This window comes from Pontibacillus sp. ABV4_188, from assembly GCF_056311905.1.
The window spans coordinates 1,703,310-1,719,649 of sequence record NZ_CM149975.1; the positions used below are offsets into that span (position 1 = coordinate 1,703,310).

A 16,340-nucleotide genomic window follows, 5' to 3' on the forward strand; every position below is an offset into this window, starting at 1 on the left:
CAAAGACAGTGTTCTAATCGATTTTCTGAACTCATAAAATGGATACAAGCATACCATGGACGTAAAGGAGATGTACCATGAAACGAGTATCCAATGTGACGTTACGAAAACGATTGGTCACTGTCTTTCTTTTGGCAGGAGTAGTACTAGCTATCATAATAACCCGCTTAGGGTATGTGCAATTTGTTATGGGAGACCAATTAATGGACAAGGCAAAAAATTTATGGAGCCGGGATATCCCTTTTGAACCAGAGAGGGGAGATATTTTAGACCGGAACGGAGTTGTATTAGCAGAAAACGTTTCGGCTCCTTCTGTGATGGTAGTACCAAGACAAATTAAAGAACCTCAAAAGACAGCGGAAAAGCTAGCTAAAGTTCTAGATATGCCGATAGATAAGGCATACGAACATGTAACGAAGGTAAGTATGATCGAGCGATTACATCCAGAAGGTCGTAAAATCTCTGAAGAGCAAGCCGATGCTATACGTGCATTGAATTTGGATGGTGTTTATATAGCAGAAGATTTTAAGCGTCATTATCCTAAGGGCGAGTATCTTTCCCACGTATTAGGCTTTAGTGGTATTGATAACCAAGGGCTGATGGGGCTTGAATTGTATTACGACGAGCAGTTGAAAGGTGAAGAAGGACAGCTTTCTTTCTTCTCTGATGCCAAAGGTGGGCGTCTTCCAAATATAGCTGATGTTTACGAACCACCAAAAGACGGGTATAACTTAAAGCTTACCATCGATGATCGGGTACAAACAATCATTGAACGAGAGCTTGATAATGCAGAAGCGAAATATAATCCAGATGGTGCCATAGCGATTGCTATGGATCCGGATACTGGAGAGATACTGGCGATGTCGAGTCGACCTACATTTGACCCAGAAGACTACCAAAACGTCCCTCAGGAAGTGTACAACCGCAATCTCCCGATATGGAGTTCTTATGAACCGGGTTCTACCTTTAAAATCATCACACTTGCCTCCTCTCTAGAAGAGGGACTTGTTGATTTAGAAGAGGACCATTTTCATGACAGTGGCTCTATTGAAGTAGATGGAGCAAGGCTTCGTTGTTGGAAAAGGGGAGGGCACGGAAGTCAAACTTATTTAGAAGTTGTCCAGAATTCTTGTAACCCAGGGTTTGTAACCTTGGGTCAAGAACTAGGTAAAGAGCGTCTATTTAGCTATATTAAAGACTTCGGTTTTGGCACAAAGACAGGCATTGATCTTCAAGGTGAAGGGAATGGGATCTTGTTCAAAGAAGAACGAGTAGGACCCGTGGAGTTAGCAACAACTGCCTTTGGTCAAGGGGTTTCTGTAACGCCGATCCAGCAAGTAACGGCTGTAGCAGCAGCGGTAAATGGTGGGTATTTATATGAACCATACATTGCTAAAGAATGGATTAATCCGATTAGCAAAGAGGCAGTAGATCAAACAGAACCGACACTCAAAAAACGCGTAATATCTGAAGAAACATCTGCTAAAGTAAGAGAAGCTCTTGAGAGCGTTGTAGCACTTGGAACAGGTAAAGGGGCCTATGTAGAAGGGTATAGAGTCGGGGGGAAAACAGGAACAGCCCAAAAAGTAGGGCCAGATGGAAAATATATGACAGACAATCATATTGTTTCTTTTATAGGCTTTGCACCTGCTGATGACCCGGAACTTGTCGTTTACTTAGCTATTGATAACCCTAAAAATACGGTACAATTTGGTGGGGTAGTAGCTGCGCCTATAGTAGGAAACATCATGGGGGACAGTCTTCGTGCCATGGGGGTAGAACCGAGAACGGATGGGTTAGAGAAAGAAGTCCAATGGCCAGATCAACCTCTTGTTGAGATTCCAGATTTAATTGGGCTTGAAAAGAAGGAATTAACTCAATATATGGTGAACCTCTCTATTGAAACGAGCGGAACAGGGAATTATATCGTAGATCAAGCTCCAAAAGCAGGAACCAAGGTAGAAGAAGGGTCTAAAATTCGACTATTTTTAGCAGAGGAGGCTCCTCAAGAAGATCATTCTGATCATTCTCACTAAAGAACAATCGCGAACCAGGGTCTTGTCTGCTATAATATACGTTGAAAATCTAATAGTAAGGAGTCCTTACATGAAGTTAAGTCATTTATTAAAGACATTACACGTCTATCAAACTACAAAAGACATCAACAACATAACAATCAATGGAATAGAAATGGATTCAAGACTTGTTGACCCTGGTCATTTATTTATTTGTATAAATGGTTTTACAGTGGATGGGCATGAATTTGCCAAACAAGCCGAGGAGAAAGGTGCAGCTGCAATTGTAGCGGAACGCCCTTTAGACGTATCCATACCAGTTATACTGGTAAGTGATACATCCAAGGCAATGGCTAAGCTAGCTAACCTCTACTACCAAAATCCCACCCAACAATTCAGGTTAATTGGGATTACTGGCACGAACGGGAAGACTTCTACGTCTTATTTAGTAGAATCTATTTTCAAACATCAGAAACAAAAAACCGGCTTGATCGGTACAATCCAAATGAAAATTGGTGACAAGGAATACGAAGTGAAAAACACTACGCCTGATTCGCTGTTTTTACAGAAGCATTTTGCAGAAATGGCGAATGAAGGTGTAAATACTGCTGTTATGGAAGTATCTTCTCATGCTCTTGATTTAGGAAGAGTACATGGAGCGGATTTCGATATTGCTGTATTTACGAATTTAAGTCAGGATCATTTGGACTATCACAAAGATATGGATGATTACTTGCGTGCCAAGTCACTTCTTTTTGCTCAACTTGGAAATGGGTATCATTCCAATCAGCCAAAATTTGGAGTAGTGAATAAAGACGACCCCTATTATGAAGCATTTTGTAAAAGTACTTCTCAAGAAGTTCTTACATATAGCATTAACCAAGAAGCGGATGTAACAGCAAGAAACGTAAACCTAACTGCTAGTGGCACCACCTTTACCCTATGCACTCCAAGTGGAGAGAAAGAAATTCATAGTCCTTTAATTGGGAAGTTCAGCGTATATAATATGTTAGCGGCTGCAAGTGCGGCGTGGGTAGCTGGGGTAGAGTTGGATACGATTCAAGAAGCGTTATCAGAAACAAAAGGTGTGAGCGGTCGCTTTGAACCCGTGCTATCTGGTCAAGAGTTTGGGGTCATTGTAGATTACGCCCATACTCCTGATTCTTTAGAAAACGTTTTAGAAACCATTCAATCCTTCGCTAAGGAAAATATCTACGTCGTTGTAGGTTGTGGGGGAGACAGAGACAGGACTAAGAGACCACTTATGGCTCAAGTAGCTGTTAAGTATGCTACAGAAGCGATCTTTACTTCTGACAATCCTAGAAGTGAAGACCCAGTATCTATTATTCAGGATATGGAAAGTGGAGTGAAAGAAAACACGTATACCACGATTGTTAATCGAAAAGAAGCTATCCAATTTGCTGTTGATAAAGCTAATGCTGGAGATGTAATTTTAATAGCTGGTAAAGGTCACGAACCGTACCAGGAAGTGAATGGAGTTACACACCATTTTGATGACCGCGAAGTAGCGGCTGAGTGTATTAAGGCCAAACAATAAAGGAGTTATTATTACTAATGAACATGACAACAGAATGGATTCATGATCACTTCCCCTCTTCTAGAGGGGTGGCATCTGAATCAATTGAAATAAAAAATGTGTTTACCGATACACGTAAAAAAACGAATAAAGGTTTGTTTGTTCCAATACGAGGTGACCGCTTTGATGGCCATGAGTTTTTAAAAGATGCCATTGAAGGAGGAGCTGTTGCTGCATTGTGGGATGAAGAGGTAGATGTCCCATCTTATGTTCCTAACGATTTCCCCTTATTCTTTGTGGATGATACGATTATAGCCTTACAGCAATTAGCCCATCTATACAGAAAAGAGGTTAACCCTAAAGTCATTGGTGTAACGGGCTCAAATGGAAAGACGACGACGAAGGATTTTATTGATGCAGTTCTAGCTCCATCATTCAAAACACACAAGACTGATGGAAATTTCAACAATCATATAGGCCTGCCACTTACGATCCTTTCAATGCCAGCTTCAACAGAAGTGCTTGTATTAGAGATGGGCATGAATCATTTTGGAGAAATTGAGAACCTTTCCTTTATTGCCGAACCCGATTTTGCAGTGATCACTAATATTGGGGAATCACATATTGAATTTTTAGGATCAAGAGAGGGAATTGCTCAGGCGAAATCAGAAATACTTGCTGGACTTCAGGATGGGGGTACACTCTTGTTAGATGGAGATGAACCATTATTGGCTCCTCTTCACACAAGACAAGGAGTCGTTTCAAGTGGATTTGATCAGAAGAATGAGTGTGTCTTATCAAACATTCATATGAGTGGGTCTACTACATCGTTCACTCTAAATGATGAGGATACTTACTCAATCCATCTATTAGGGAAGCATAATGTTAAAAATGCCAGCTTTGCTATTCTAATTGGAAAAGCATTAGGAATGGATCCATCTAAAATCCAGCAGGGTTTAAACGAAATGACCTTAACAGGAATGCGTTTTGAGTTAATAGAAGGGAAGAACGGAGCACATATTGTTAATGACGCTTATAATGCTTCTCCGACTTCAATGCGTGCTTCTATCGAAGTTATCAAAGATTTAAATCAATATTCACGCAAGATTCTTATTTTAGGCGATATATTTGAATTAGGGGCTCAAAGCGAAGAAATGCATCGGTCTGTAGCCCCAGCAATCGATTCATCCATAGATGTTCTAATAACAGTAGGGGATGAATCAGTAGTCATTGCAGAGGAAGTAAAGAATCATCACCCAGATTTAGATGTCTATTCTTATTCTTCTAAAGAGGATGTTTCTAAAGTCGTTCTACCTATGTTACAGCAAGATACAATTGTATTATTAAAAGCTTCACGCTTAATGGCTTTTGAAAGTTTTGTAGAAGAATTTACAGATTAAAAGATTTAAGCGGACGGTTTACAGATCTAAAGGAGGAGCACAATGAACGAACAAGTACTATTAATCACTATGGCAATAGCCTTTTTAATTACCGTCCTCATCTCACCTATATTTATACCATTCTTACGTCGTTTGAAATTTGGTCAATCTATTCGAGATGAAGGTCCGAAATCTCACCAAAAGAAATCAGGAACACCTACTATGGGGGGATTAATGATCCTTGTTGCTGTTTCCATTACTACGTTGGTGATGACATCGAAGTTCAACCCAGATCCAATGAACTTTGAAGTGTTTTTATTATTATTTGTACTAATTGGATATGGTCTTCTAGGGTTTCTTGATGACTTTATTAAGGTAGCGATGAAACGCAACCTTGGATTAACTTCTAAACAAAAAATGGTCGGTCAACTATTCATTGCGGCTGTTTTTTATATTATTTTAAGACGTCACGATTTTCCTACTTATATCGGTCTTCCAGGTACTGACTTTCAAGTAGATCTTGGGTGGGGCTACGCTCTTCTCATCGTATTTATGCTTGTAGGCTCATCGAATGCTGTTAACTTAACAGATGGTCTTGATGGTTTGTTAGCTGGGACTGCTGCGATTGCATTTGGGGCATTTGGAATTTTAGCTTGGCACGGTGTTCCTCAATTTGAGATCGCTGTATTTACGCTTGCTATCGTCGGTTCTTTATTAGGGTTTCTTGTATTTAATGCCCATCCAGCGAAAGTCTTCATGGGTGATACCGGTTCTCTTGCTCTAGGTGGTGCTATTGGAGCCATTGCAATATTAACAAAGTTAGAGATTTTACTTGTCATCATTGGAGGCGTATTCGTTCTCGAAACATTATCCGTTATTATTCAAGTTATTTCTTTCAAAACAACTGGTAAACGTGTGTTCAAAATGAGTCCACTTCACCACCATTATGAACTTATGGGATGGTCAGAATGGCGAGTTGTAACAACGTTTTGGCTTGTGGGGTTATTATTTGCCGCTCTAGGCGTCTATATTGAGGTGTGGATCAATTGAATAAGTTAACATCATTTCCTTATAATCAAGTGCTCGTGCTAGGACTCGCTAAATCAGGAGAAGCAGCAGCTAAACTTCTTAATGATAGCGGTGTATCGGTTAGGGTGAATGACCAGAAACCTTTTTCTGAAAACCCTCAAGCTCAATCCCTTTATCAAGAAGGGATTGAGGTTGTTACAGGAGGACACCCGCTAAGTGTTTTAGATGGCGTAGATTATGTTGTAAAGAATCCAGGTATTCCTTATACCAATCCTATCGTTGAAGCTGCCGTCAAACGAGGTATTCCAGTCGTAACTGAGATTGAGTTGGCCTATATGCTTCATCAAGGTCCAGTTGTAGCTATTACAGGTTCTAATGGTAAGACTACTACTACTACACTAGTCTATGAAATGCTGAAACAAAGTAACAAACCTGTTGCTTTGGCAGGTAATATCGGGAAAGTATCTTGTGAAGTTGCTCAAAAGACAAGTCCAGAAGAAACCATGGTTATGGAACTATCTTCATTTCAATTACTTGGAACTGAAACATTCAAGCCCGATGTATCCGTCTTTTTAAATCTGTACGAAGCCCATATGGACTACCATAAAACGATGGAACATTACGGACAATCAAAAGCAAAGATCTTTGCTAATCAGACCTCTCAAGATTATGCCGTTTACAATGCAGATCACCAAGAAGTTCGGCAACTTGTTCAACAAACAAAAGCTCAAACCATCTCTTTCTCTCTAATTTCAAAGCAAACTGATGGGGTTTGGACAGATGGCACTTCTATCTACTACAAGGATACATTTGTTATAAAGCAAAATGAGATTCTTTTAGAAGGTGATCACAACCTTGAGAATACAATGGCAGCAATCGCTACTTCCCTTTTGGCAGATGCTACAATAGAAGGAATCCGTAAAGTGTTAACGTCGTTCACAGGAGTGGAGCATCGTCTTCAATACGTGAAAGATGTCAAAGGTCGTCGTTTTTTTAATGACTCAAAAGCAACGAACATATTAGCAGCTCAGAAAGCGCTCAATGCTTTTTCCGAGCCAACAATATGGCTTGCTGGCGGATTAGATCGAGGTCAATCTTTTGAAGAGCTAGCTCCTTCAATGGAGAACGTTAAAGCTATGGTTGTGTTCGGTGAAACGGGTGAAAAGCTTCGTGAATTTGGAACTAAAAATGGAATAGAGACTATACTTATGGTCGATAATGTTAAGCAAGCAGCTGAAGAAGCTTATCGTATCTCTGCTGAACAAGATGTTATCCTTCTTTCTCCAGCATGCGCAAGCTGGGATCAATATAAAACTTTTGAAGAAAGAGGAAACATGTTTGTAAGAGCCGTGCATACATTAGAGTAGGGGGCTTGTCTTACAATAATTTATAAGGCCCCCAACGTTCTGCTTGAACCAAGGGGGCCATTTTTATGTTGCAAAGTCGGACAAAGCAGTTGCATAAAGCACCAGACTTGTTGCTCATTATAGCGATTTTCTCATTACTATTAATAGGCGTTATCATGGTCTATAGTGCTTCCGCTATTTGGGCAACCTATAAATTTGATGATTCTTTTTTCTTTGCAAAGCGTCAATTATTATTTGCAGGTGCAGGGATTGTAGCAATGTTTGGATTTATGAATATTCCTTATCTCACATGGAGAAATAGTTCTAAAACACTTTTAATTGTTTGTTTTATACTACTTGTAGCTGTTTTAATACCTGGAATTGGAATGGTAAGGGGTGGAGCAAGAAGTTGGATTGGAGTAGGGGCATTCAGTATTCAGCCATCTGAATTTATGAAACTTGGTTTAATCATCTTCTTGGCTAGGTACCTGGCTGATCATCAAAAGAAAATTACTTCTTTCACTAAGGGATTTCTCCCGTCTTTATCTCTTGTTATGGTAGCCTTCGCTTTCATTATGCTCCAGCCAGACCTTGGAACTGGAGTAGTACTAGTTGGGACTTGTATGCTAATGATTTTTGTTTCTGGAGCTCGAATTGCTCATTTTGTGGGACTAGGTGTACTAGGTTTAGCAGGATTTGCAGGTCTTATTATTTCTGCACCATACCGCATGCAGCGAATAACTGCTTTCTTGAATCCTTGGGAAGACCCTCTGGGGGCTGGATTTCAAATTATACAATCTTTATATGCCATTGGTCCAGGTGGACTAATGGGACTTGGGCTCGGACAGAGTTTACAGAAATTCTATTACCTCCCTGAACCTCAAACCGATTTTATTTTTGCTATACTGGCCGAAGAACTTGGATTTATTGGAGGCACTCTAGTTTTGTTGTTGTTTTTCCTCCTTCTGTGGCGTGGCATAAGGGTAGCTTTAAGCGCACCGGACACTTTCGGTAGCTTACTGGCATTAGGAATTGTGGGGATGATAACAATTCAAGTTATGATTAATATTAGTGTTGTAACTGGGTTAATGCCAGTTACTGGTATCACTTTGCCATTCTTAAGCTATGGAGGTTCTTCATTAACCTTAACACTCTGTTCTGTTGGAATTTTACTGAATATTAGTCGTTACGCTAAACTATAGAATGAAAGCCATCCAAAAGGGATGGCTTTTTTTATAGTTGACTCTCATAAGAGCTATATTAGTAAAGTTAAATCATGAGAGGAGTTTTCTATGAATTTTAAAAATTTATTCGTACAACATGCGCTTAGTGCTCCTTTCGACCCCCAATTTATAGGGAGAGGAGCCGAAATGTGTATTGTTCATAATTTTTATCTAGAAGTGTTACATCTCTTGGATAATGATGTAGAATGGATAGTAACCTAACATTTATGAATAGCGAGTGTGAGAAGGCGGTTATGGAGTCAGTCGTTGCACGAGGAAAAGAATGGCTTATTAAAGAAGAATTGAAATTCTCTTATCGTACATCGGTTTTACCAACTAAGAATACGGGTATACGTGTAGAGGCTGAATTTCAATTAGAACCGGCAAACAAGGAAGTATCAATGCCTGAGATGAAGGATTGCAAAGGTTACCCCGGAGAAACTCAAACCTAGGAGTGACCTTTGTATAGGAAGTATATTAAGAATACTTCTTCCTAACTACGCAGAAAAACTTGTCGAAGAGGCTGGTGTAAAGGGTATTCAGAAAGGTAGAGCTAAAATTTCTGAGTTGCACGGAAATTTTATTGTCAATGATTTGCTTTATATGAGGACGTTCTAGCATTAATTTGTCACATTTAAGAAACAGTTGCTGATAAGGGTTATGTAGACCTGCATACAGAAGTAGAAATTGTTGGCACATAGATACAGAAAAATCACGAAAAATCAAGTGATTTGTGATATAATTTTCCTATGCATAATAGCGGCATCTAGTATGCCGTTTCCTTATGTAATTGAAAACACCGGGCAGGGGAATTTTCCATGGCTGAAAAGAAGATCGTTTCTATTGAAGATCGGATACCAAAACTAAAAGAATCTAGAAGAAAGAAGTCGAATCGACGCTTGATTATGTACTTGTCTTTTTTCTTTTTGCTGATTGCGATCATTATTTACTTACAATCTTCTTTGAGTGAAGTAAAGTCTGTTGAGGTTTCAGGGAACGATCATGTTGATCGTGAGACAATTCTCTCTTTAAGTGGATTAACTCCAGGAGAAGACAATTACTGGAAAGTAGATGGAAAAGCTTTAGCCAAAAAGATTGAACAACATGAAGAAATAAGTGCGGTTCAAGTTGACAAGCATTTCCCTTCCACTGTTGAAATGAAGATTGAGGAATACCAGAGAGTGGGGTATGTAGAAAGAGAAGGTTCCTATTACCCGATCCTAGAAACGGGTAAGGAATTGACGGATCAGAAATTGAAGAACCCTCATGGTGATGCTCCTTTATTACTTGGTTTCGCTCGTCAATCGTATTTAGAAGAAATGACAAGAGAACTACAACAGTTACCTTCTAGTGTTACCCAGTTAATTTCGGAGGTACAGTGGACACCAAGTGATAAAAATCCTTACAAGATTCATTTATACATGAACGATGGATTTGAAGTGGAGGCTTCGATTCGGAATTTTTCTCAAAACATGCGATCATATCCTTCTATTATCGCACAACTAGAACCAGGACAAAGAGGGATTATTCATATCGATGTTGGTGCTTATTTCGAAGAATATCCACAACAAGAGAAAGAAGGGGAAGAGAGCGATGAGGCTAACCGGTAGACACGTCATTTTCTCCCTTGTATTATTCGTTTCAGGATTCCTGGTTGCGTTTAGTTATCAACAAACCAATCAGGGTCCGCAAGTCTACCAGCTTACTGACAAACAACTTGAGAAAGATTATTATTACAGGCAACAATTGATTAACATTGAAAAAGAAAATCAATCTATTCGAGAAGATATCGAAAAGAAGAAGTCTGAGATTCAGAAGATGGAAGATCAGTTGGCCAATCAAGAACAAACAGTAAGTGACTATGTGCAAGACAAAAAAACACTTCAAAAATTAACAGGTGAACTTCCAGTAAAAGGTACAGGCGTTGAAATTCAGCTAAAAGATGCAGATTACATACCATCAGAAGAAAATGTCAATCAATATATTGTGCACGATAGTCACATTCATAAAGTGGTAAACGAAATGCTATCAGCAGGAGCAAATGCTATTGCTATTAATGGGCAGAGGCTTTATCGAGATTCATATATAGCTTGTGTAGGTCCAGTCGTTTCTGTTGACGGTGTTCAACATCCTGCGCCGTTTGTCATTACGGCAATCGGAAACCCTGATGTTCTCATGCCTAGTTTAACGTTAAAAGGTGGAGTAGTTGATCAATTACTAAGTGATAATGTAGAAGTTTCGACTCAGAAGAAAGATGTTATCAAAATGGACGCTCGCCTTACAGGAGAAAGGTAATTGAGATGAATATTCGTGGTAAAATCATTTTCTCCTTCGTATTTGGTTTAGTCGGTTTTATGATCGCCATACAGTTTCAGACAACCCAAGAGCCTAAACTTAGGGATACTCGAGATCTATGGGAAGTTAGAACCGAATTACAGAGTCAACAAAAGACACAGCAAGAATTGTTAGCTAAAGAGCGAGAGTTAAATAAGATGATTGCTCAATATGAAGGTCAGTCAAACTTTGAAAAGGTAGAAACGCTCAATGAATCTCTTAATAAATTAAAGTTAAAAGCTGGCCTCACAGAAGTAAAAGGGGCTGGATTAATGCTCACAGTAGAGCCAATATTTCAGGATTTGGAATATGCGGAAACCTATCCTACTGTATCTCCATCCCTGCTACACCAGCTTATTAATGAATTAAATACGTATGGTGCTAAAGATATTTCCATTGGGCAGGAAAGAATCACTAACCTTTCCCCCATTCGTGACGTTAATGGGACAACTTACGTGAATAACCATCCGGTTCCTACGCTTCCTATAAAAATCAAAGTTTTAGCTGAAGATCCAAAGAAACTGCTTAATTATATGGAAGTAAGTGATTCACTCGAAATGTTTGTAATAGAGAATTTATCTGTTTCTATGGAAATAAGGAAGAAATTAACCCTACCAGAGTATGAACAAACTCCTGACCTTCACTATCTTGAAACAGAAGATGCTACAGAAACAGGTGAAACATAATGTGGTTACCGATATTGTTTTTAATTGTAGGCATTAGTTTAGGTTTTATATCTGACATTAGAGTTCCTGAAGAGTATGCAAACTATCTGTCTATAGCCGTATTAGCAGCATTTGATACATTACTTGGAGGGATCAGAGCACATTTGGAAAAGAAGTTTGACCAAGCCGTTTTTGTATCTGGTTTCTTCTTTAACGTTATATTAGCAGCCTTCTTAGCTTTTCTAGGGGTCCAACTTGGTGTCGACTTATATTTAGCTGCTGTATTTGCATTTGGTGTGAGGTTATTTCAAAATATAGCTATTATCCGACGTTATATAGTAGACCGAAAGAGTAATAAGAAGGAAATTGAAAAAAACGAAAGAAAATAAAAGGAAAATATCTTATTTATGTTGAATAAGGTAAATAGTTTCTGATGGTCTATATTGAAACGGATGTTATGATTCATGTCGGACTTTCTTTTACAAAAAGATTAAATTAAAAGAAGTAGTGTGAAATGAATTGCGATTAAAGAGAACATTCGGTAATATGTGAACTAATCAGATGCCTTAGTTTAGGAGGTGCCTTGGATTTGAACAACAATGATATACTTGTCAGCCTTGATATAGGTACATCAAAAATCAAAGTAATCATAGGCGAAGTAATGAATGATTCGTTAAATATTATAGGTGTTGGCACAGCAGCCTCTAATGGGATGAAAAAAGGTGCCATTGTAGACATAGATCAAACGGTCCAATCCATACGAAATGCTGTAGAACAGGCAGAAAGAATGGTAGGGATGCAAATTAACCGGGTGGTTGTGGGTATTAATGGTAGCCACATACAACTTCAACCATGTCATGGTGTTGTAGCTGTACAAAGCGAAAACCGTGAAATAGGGAATGAAGATATTGCTCGTGTAATTGATGCAGCTCAAGTCATTTCCGTACCACCAGAACGTGAAATTGTCGACGTAATTCCTAAGCAATTTATTGTGGATGGATTAGATGAAATCACAGACCCGCGTGGTATGATTGGTGTTCGCCTTGAAATGGAAGGCACCATTATAACTTGTTCAAAAACGGTTCTACATAACATCTTGAAGTGCGTAGAACGCGCTAACTTAGAAGTTCTCGATATATGTTTACAACCGTTAGCTTCTGGAGCTGTTGCTTTATCGAAAGATGAGAAAAACTTAGGTGTTGCTCTTCTTGATATTGGTGGCGGTTGCACGACCATTTCTGTTTTTGAGCAAGGGTTCCTGCAAGATACAAGTGTTATATCATTAGGTGGCGATAACGTCACTAAAGACTTGTCAATCGGTATGAGAACGTCCACAGAGGAAGCTGAGAACATTAAACTAAATTACGGCCACGCCTTTTTTGATGATGCTCAAGAAGAGGAAACATTTGAGGTGTCGATCATAGGCAGTGACCGGAAACAATCATTTAATCAGTTACAGATATCTGATATGATTGAAGCACGATTAGAAGAGATTTATGCATACGCTGAGCGCGAACTAAGACGCATGGGTTATCGCGAATTGCCAGGTGGATATGTCTTAACTGGTGGTTTAGTAGGGATGCCAGGCTGTGCAGATTTAGCTCAGGATTGCTTCCAAACAAACGTTAGAATTGCAATACCTGATTATATTGGGGTACGAGAACCGCAATTTACTTCAGGTGTAGGTATATTGCAATTTGCCTATCATAATGCGAAAATACAAGGCAAAGAACTTTTCCCTTCGGTTACTGTGGAAGAAACAGAACAACCGAAAGTGAAGAAACAAAAAAAACAACCAAGTCAGTCTGATCATCAACCCGAACCAAAGAAACAAAAAGAATCTAAAGTTGCAAATTTGATAAAATATTTCTTCGATTAAACATCCATCCTATCGAAGTTTAAATCGTACTAGATACAGAATCTTGGAATCTTGCAAAGTGGGAGGAACGGAAAATGTTAGAGTTTGATACGAGCACGGACCAATTAGCCACCATAAAAGTTATTGGTGTAGGTGGAGGCGGTAGTAACGCTGTAAACCGAATGATTGAGCATGGTGTACAAGGTGTGGAGTTTATTGCGGTCAACACCGATGCACAAGCATTAAACTTATCTAAAGCAGAAGTGAAAATGCAAATTGGGAATAAATTAACACGAGGATTAGGAGCTGGAGCGAACCCTGAAGTTGGTCGCAAAGCAGCTGAAGAAAGTAAAGAACAGTTAGAGGAAGCCTTGCAAGGTGCTGACATGGTTTTCGTTACAGCGGGTATGGGTGGCGGTACTGGTACTGGTGCTGCTCCTGTCATTGCTCAGGTAGCAAAAGAATTGGGTGCGTTAACAGTTGGCGTCGTTACACGCCCGTTCACTTTCGAAGGTCGTAAACGTTCTACTCAAGCAACAGGAGGAATTGACTCCTTAAAGAGTAACGTAGATACCCTTATTGTTATTCCAAACGACCGCCTTCTAGAAATTGTAGACAAAAATACACCTATGTTAGAAGCGTTCCGTGAAGCGGATAACGTTCTACGTCAAGGTGTACAAGGTATCTCAGACTTAATTGCTGTACCTGGTCTCATAAACGTAGACTTTGCCGACGTAAAAACGATTATGGCTGATAAAGGGTCTGCCCTTATGGGAATTGGTATTGCTACAGGAGAAAGTCGAGCCGCAGAAGCTGCGAAGAAAGCTATTTCCTCACCATTACTTGAAACTTCAATTGATGGCGCTCATGGTGTTCTTATGAACATTACTGGTGGAGCTAACCTAAGTCTTTATGAAGTACAAGAAGCAGCCGACATTGTAACTTCTGCAGCAGATCAAGAAGTAAACGTAATCTTTGGTTCTGTAATCAATGAGAATCTAAAAGATGAAATTGTCGTAACCGTCATCGCAACAGGATTTGATGAAAGCCAATTGCAGGGAAATAAACCACAGGCACGCCCAGGTTTAAATAATCAGCAACCTCAACAAGAGAAGAAACGTCCTGAGCCACGTCGAGAAGCCCCTGCTTCAAGCCAACCTCAGCAACAACAATCTTCTCACGGGTATAATAAGCCTCAACAAGAAGAGGATACGCTTGATATCCCAACATTCTTAAGAAACCGTAACCGAAACAGAAGACAATAACGAAGAAAGCCTACAGCATTTAAGCTGTAGGCTTTTTATTTTTGATCAGGCTTTCTTATAGTATTTGATGTATATGGAAGACTCTAAGCTGAGACACTTTAGTGTCGAAAGGGCCGTTACGATTATGAGTGCTTGGGCTTGCTCGGGGACAACTCTCTTTCCTGCGGGGAGCTGGGAAGCCTCCTCGTTCGCTTTCGCTCTCTGTGGGGTCTTCCCTAGGCTCCTTCCCCCGCGGGAGTCTCGCAGTCACCGAGCAAGCCCCGGATTTAAAGAGATGAACCGCCCCGTAGGTCGCATCCGGGGGGATGAAATCACCCTATATAGCATGTTTTCGTTCACCCTTATATGGTAAAGGTGGGCCTGGAAACTGCGAGACTCCCGTGGGCAGAAGAGCATAGGTGAGACCCCCGAAGCCGGCGTGCCGGCTGAGGAGGCTCACCAGCTCCCCACAGGAAAGCGAGTGGTTTCCAGGCCCACCTTACGCTCAACTGAAGTTAACGAAAACATTCTCTCAGCTTCGAGTCTTCAACAATCCTGTCCTATTCTTAAATACACACATGATAATAGTTTAGTATTACTTTCTTCAAATAGTGTAAAAGGTATTAAATAGATGTATGTTTCTCATCCTCAGAAACCTTCCGACAAAACCTGCTTAAATCTATAAAAATAAGTTTCAACTTCCTCTCATAATGTGACAGACTTCTTTATCTATCTCTTCTATACTAAATTTCAACAGAAGAAATTCCTAAGAGAAAGGGATGAAATGTTGACCATTTATTTGGATGCTGTTTGGCTTCTGAACTTTTTCCTAGACTGGATGATTTTACTTCTTACACATAGTTTATCCAAGTCACGAAGTCCTAGGTATCGGTTAGCTATTGGGGCTGTTGTGGCTTCGTTGTTAGTTCCGCTGAACTTATTCTATCCATCTTCCTTATGGGCTACTCCAGCTGGGAAAGGCCTTTTCTCATTACTTATTATATTCACTGCTTTTGGTTACCGGAATATACGGTTATTTGCTAGAAGGCTCTTCTTATTCTATTTTGTGACGTTTTCGATTGGTGGGGGACTGTTTGGACTCTATTATTTTTTAAACGAGCAGATTTTTGTATCGAGTGGGGTCATTGTTACGTATCAAACAGGGTTTGGAGATGGGATTAGTTGGTTGTTTGTGCTGATTGGTTTTCCAATCGTCTGGATTTTCTCTAAGCGAAGGATGGACCAGCTTATTGTCCAAAAGATTAAGTATGATGAAATCCTTCCTGTTTCCATCTCAGTCAATAACCACGTCCAACACCTTATGTCCTTTGTAGATAGTGGGAATCAGCTTGTTGATCCAATCACGAAGCAACCTGTCATTATATGTGATGAGGCAGTTATGAAGGGGTGGTTTGAAGAGGAGGAATGGGAGAATATTCATCAAGTTCAACAAACCTTAAATTTTGAACTGATTCCTGAGGGATGGACGGATAAATTTCGAATTGTTCCTTACCAGGGGGTAGGTGGCGCGAGTCAGTTCATGCTTGTCTTAAAGCCAGACTGGATTCGCCTTACGATTAAAGATAATCCTATTACGGTAGATCGTGTTCTAATTGGGGTTCAATTTGGACAACTATCACCAGACGAAAGCTATCAATGTTTGTTACACCCTCATTTACTAAAGTCAATTGCTGTTGACTCTGCATAAAA

General features: G+C 39.8%; 15 protein-coding genes. All 15 read left to right on the top strand.

What is annotated here, in order from left to right:
- Positions 1-77: 77 nt before the first annotated feature.
- The 15 genes from ACYX4O_RS08670 (at position 78) to spoIIGA (ending at position 16,338) form a co-directional block, all read left to right on the top strand.
- Positions 78-2,036, top strand: a complete 1,959-nt coding sequence (locus ACYX4O_RS08670) for a stage V sporulation protein D (RefSeq protein WP_476356393.1) — start codon at positions 78-80, stop codon at positions 2,034-2,036.
- A 70-nt stretch (positions 2,037-2,106) separates the two neighbouring features.
- The gene (locus ACYX4O_RS08675; RefSeq protein ID WP_476356395.1) at positions 2,107-3,573 is read left to right on the top strand and encodes a UDP-N-acetylmuramoyl-L-alanyl-D-glutamate--2,6-diaminopimelate ligase; all 1,467 of its coding nucleotides are present in this window, start codon (positions 2,107-2,109) and stop codon (positions 3,571-3,573) included.
- A gap of 17 nt (positions 3,574-3,590) precedes the next feature.
- On the top strand, positions 3,591-4,952 hold the full coding sequence (locus ACYX4O_RS08680; protein WP_476356397.1) for a UDP-N-acetylmuramoyl-tripeptide--D-alanyl-D-alanine ligase: 1,362 nt from the start codon (positions 3,591-3,593) through the stop codon (positions 4,950-4,952).
- A gap of 42 nt (positions 4,953-4,994) precedes the next feature.
- Positions 4,995-5,981: a phospho-N-acetylmuramoyl-pentapeptide-transferase gene (gene mraY, locus ACYX4O_RS08685; protein WP_476356399.1), complete on the top strand. Its 987-nt coding sequence runs from the start codon at positions 4,995-4,997 to the stop codon at positions 5,979-5,981.
- Positions 5,969-7,327 (top strand): UDP-N-acetylmuramoyl-L-alanine--D-glutamate ligase, encoded by a 1,359-nt coding sequence (murD, locus tag ACYX4O_RS08690; protein WP_476356401.1) that lies wholly within the window; start codon positions 5,969-5,971, stop codon positions 7,325-7,327. Before mraY ends, murD begins: the two co-directional genes overlap by 13 nt.
- A 65-nt stretch (positions 7,328-7,392) precedes the next feature.
- On the top strand, positions 7,393-8,508 hold the full coding sequence (spoVE, locus tag ACYX4O_RS08695; RefSeq protein ID WP_476356403.1) for a stage V sporulation protein E: 1,116 nt from the start codon (positions 7,393-7,395) through the stop codon (positions 8,506-8,508).
- 227 nt (positions 8,509-8,735) lie between these two features.
- The gene (locus ACYX4O_RS08700) at positions 8,736-8,981 is read left to right on the top strand and encodes a hypothetical protein (protein WP_476356405.1); all 246 of its coding nucleotides are present in this window, start codon (positions 8,736-8,738) and stop codon (positions 8,979-8,981) included.
- Between the two features lie 31 nt (positions 8,982-9,012).
- On the top strand, positions 9,013-9,147 hold the full coding sequence (locus tag ACYX4O_RS08705) for a hypothetical protein (RefSeq protein ID WP_476357058.1): 135 nt from the start codon (positions 9,013-9,015) through the stop codon (positions 9,145-9,147).
- Between the two features lie 200 nt (positions 9,148-9,347).
- A complete protein-coding gene (locus ACYX4O_RS08710; protein ID WP_476356407.1) occupies positions 9,348-10,139 on the top strand; it encodes a cell division protein FtsQ/DivIB in 792 nt (263 codons plus the stop codon).
- Positions 10,123-10,824, top strand: coding sequence for a DUF881 domain-containing protein (locus tag ACYX4O_RS08715; RefSeq protein ID WP_476356409.1), 702 nt, complete (start codon positions 10,123-10,125; stop codon positions 10,822-10,824). The genes ACYX4O_RS08710 and ACYX4O_RS08715 overlap by 17 nt, the downstream gene beginning before the upstream one ends.
- A gap of 5 nt (positions 10,825-10,829) precedes the next feature.
- Positions 10,830-11,549 carry a DUF881 domain-containing protein gene (locus ACYX4O_RS08720; protein ID WP_476356411.1) on the top strand — a complete coding sequence of 240 codons (720 nt, stop codon included), beginning with the start codon at positions 10,830-10,832 and terminating at the stop codon, positions 11,547-11,549.
- Complete coding sequence (locus tag ACYX4O_RS08725; RefSeq protein WP_476356413.1) at positions 11,549-11,917, top strand: small basic family protein; 369 nt, start codon at positions 11,549-11,551, stop codon at positions 11,915-11,917. Before ACYX4O_RS08720 ends, ACYX4O_RS08725 begins: the two co-directional genes overlap by 1 nt.
- Positions 11,918-12,117: 200 nt before the next feature.
- Positions 12,118-13,407, top strand: a complete 1,290-nt coding sequence (gene ftsA, locus ACYX4O_RS08730) for a cell division protein FtsA (RefSeq protein WP_476356415.1) — start codon at positions 12,118-12,120, stop codon at positions 13,405-13,407.
- A 74-nt stretch (positions 13,408-13,481) separates the two neighbouring features.
- Positions 13,482-14,651 carry a cell division protein FtsZ gene (gene ftsZ / locus ACYX4O_RS08735; RefSeq protein ID WP_345238791.1) on the top strand — a complete coding sequence of 390 codons (1,170 nt, stop codon included), beginning with the start codon at positions 13,482-13,484 and terminating at the stop codon, positions 14,649-14,651.
- A 778-nt stretch (positions 14,652-15,429) separates the two neighbouring features.
- On the top strand, positions 15,430-16,338 hold the full coding sequence (spoIIGA, locus tag ACYX4O_RS08740) for a sigma-E processing peptidase SpoIIGA (protein ID WP_476356417.1): 909 nt from the start codon (positions 15,430-15,432) through the stop codon (positions 16,336-16,338).
- Positions 16,339-16,340 lie beyond the last annotated feature (2 nt).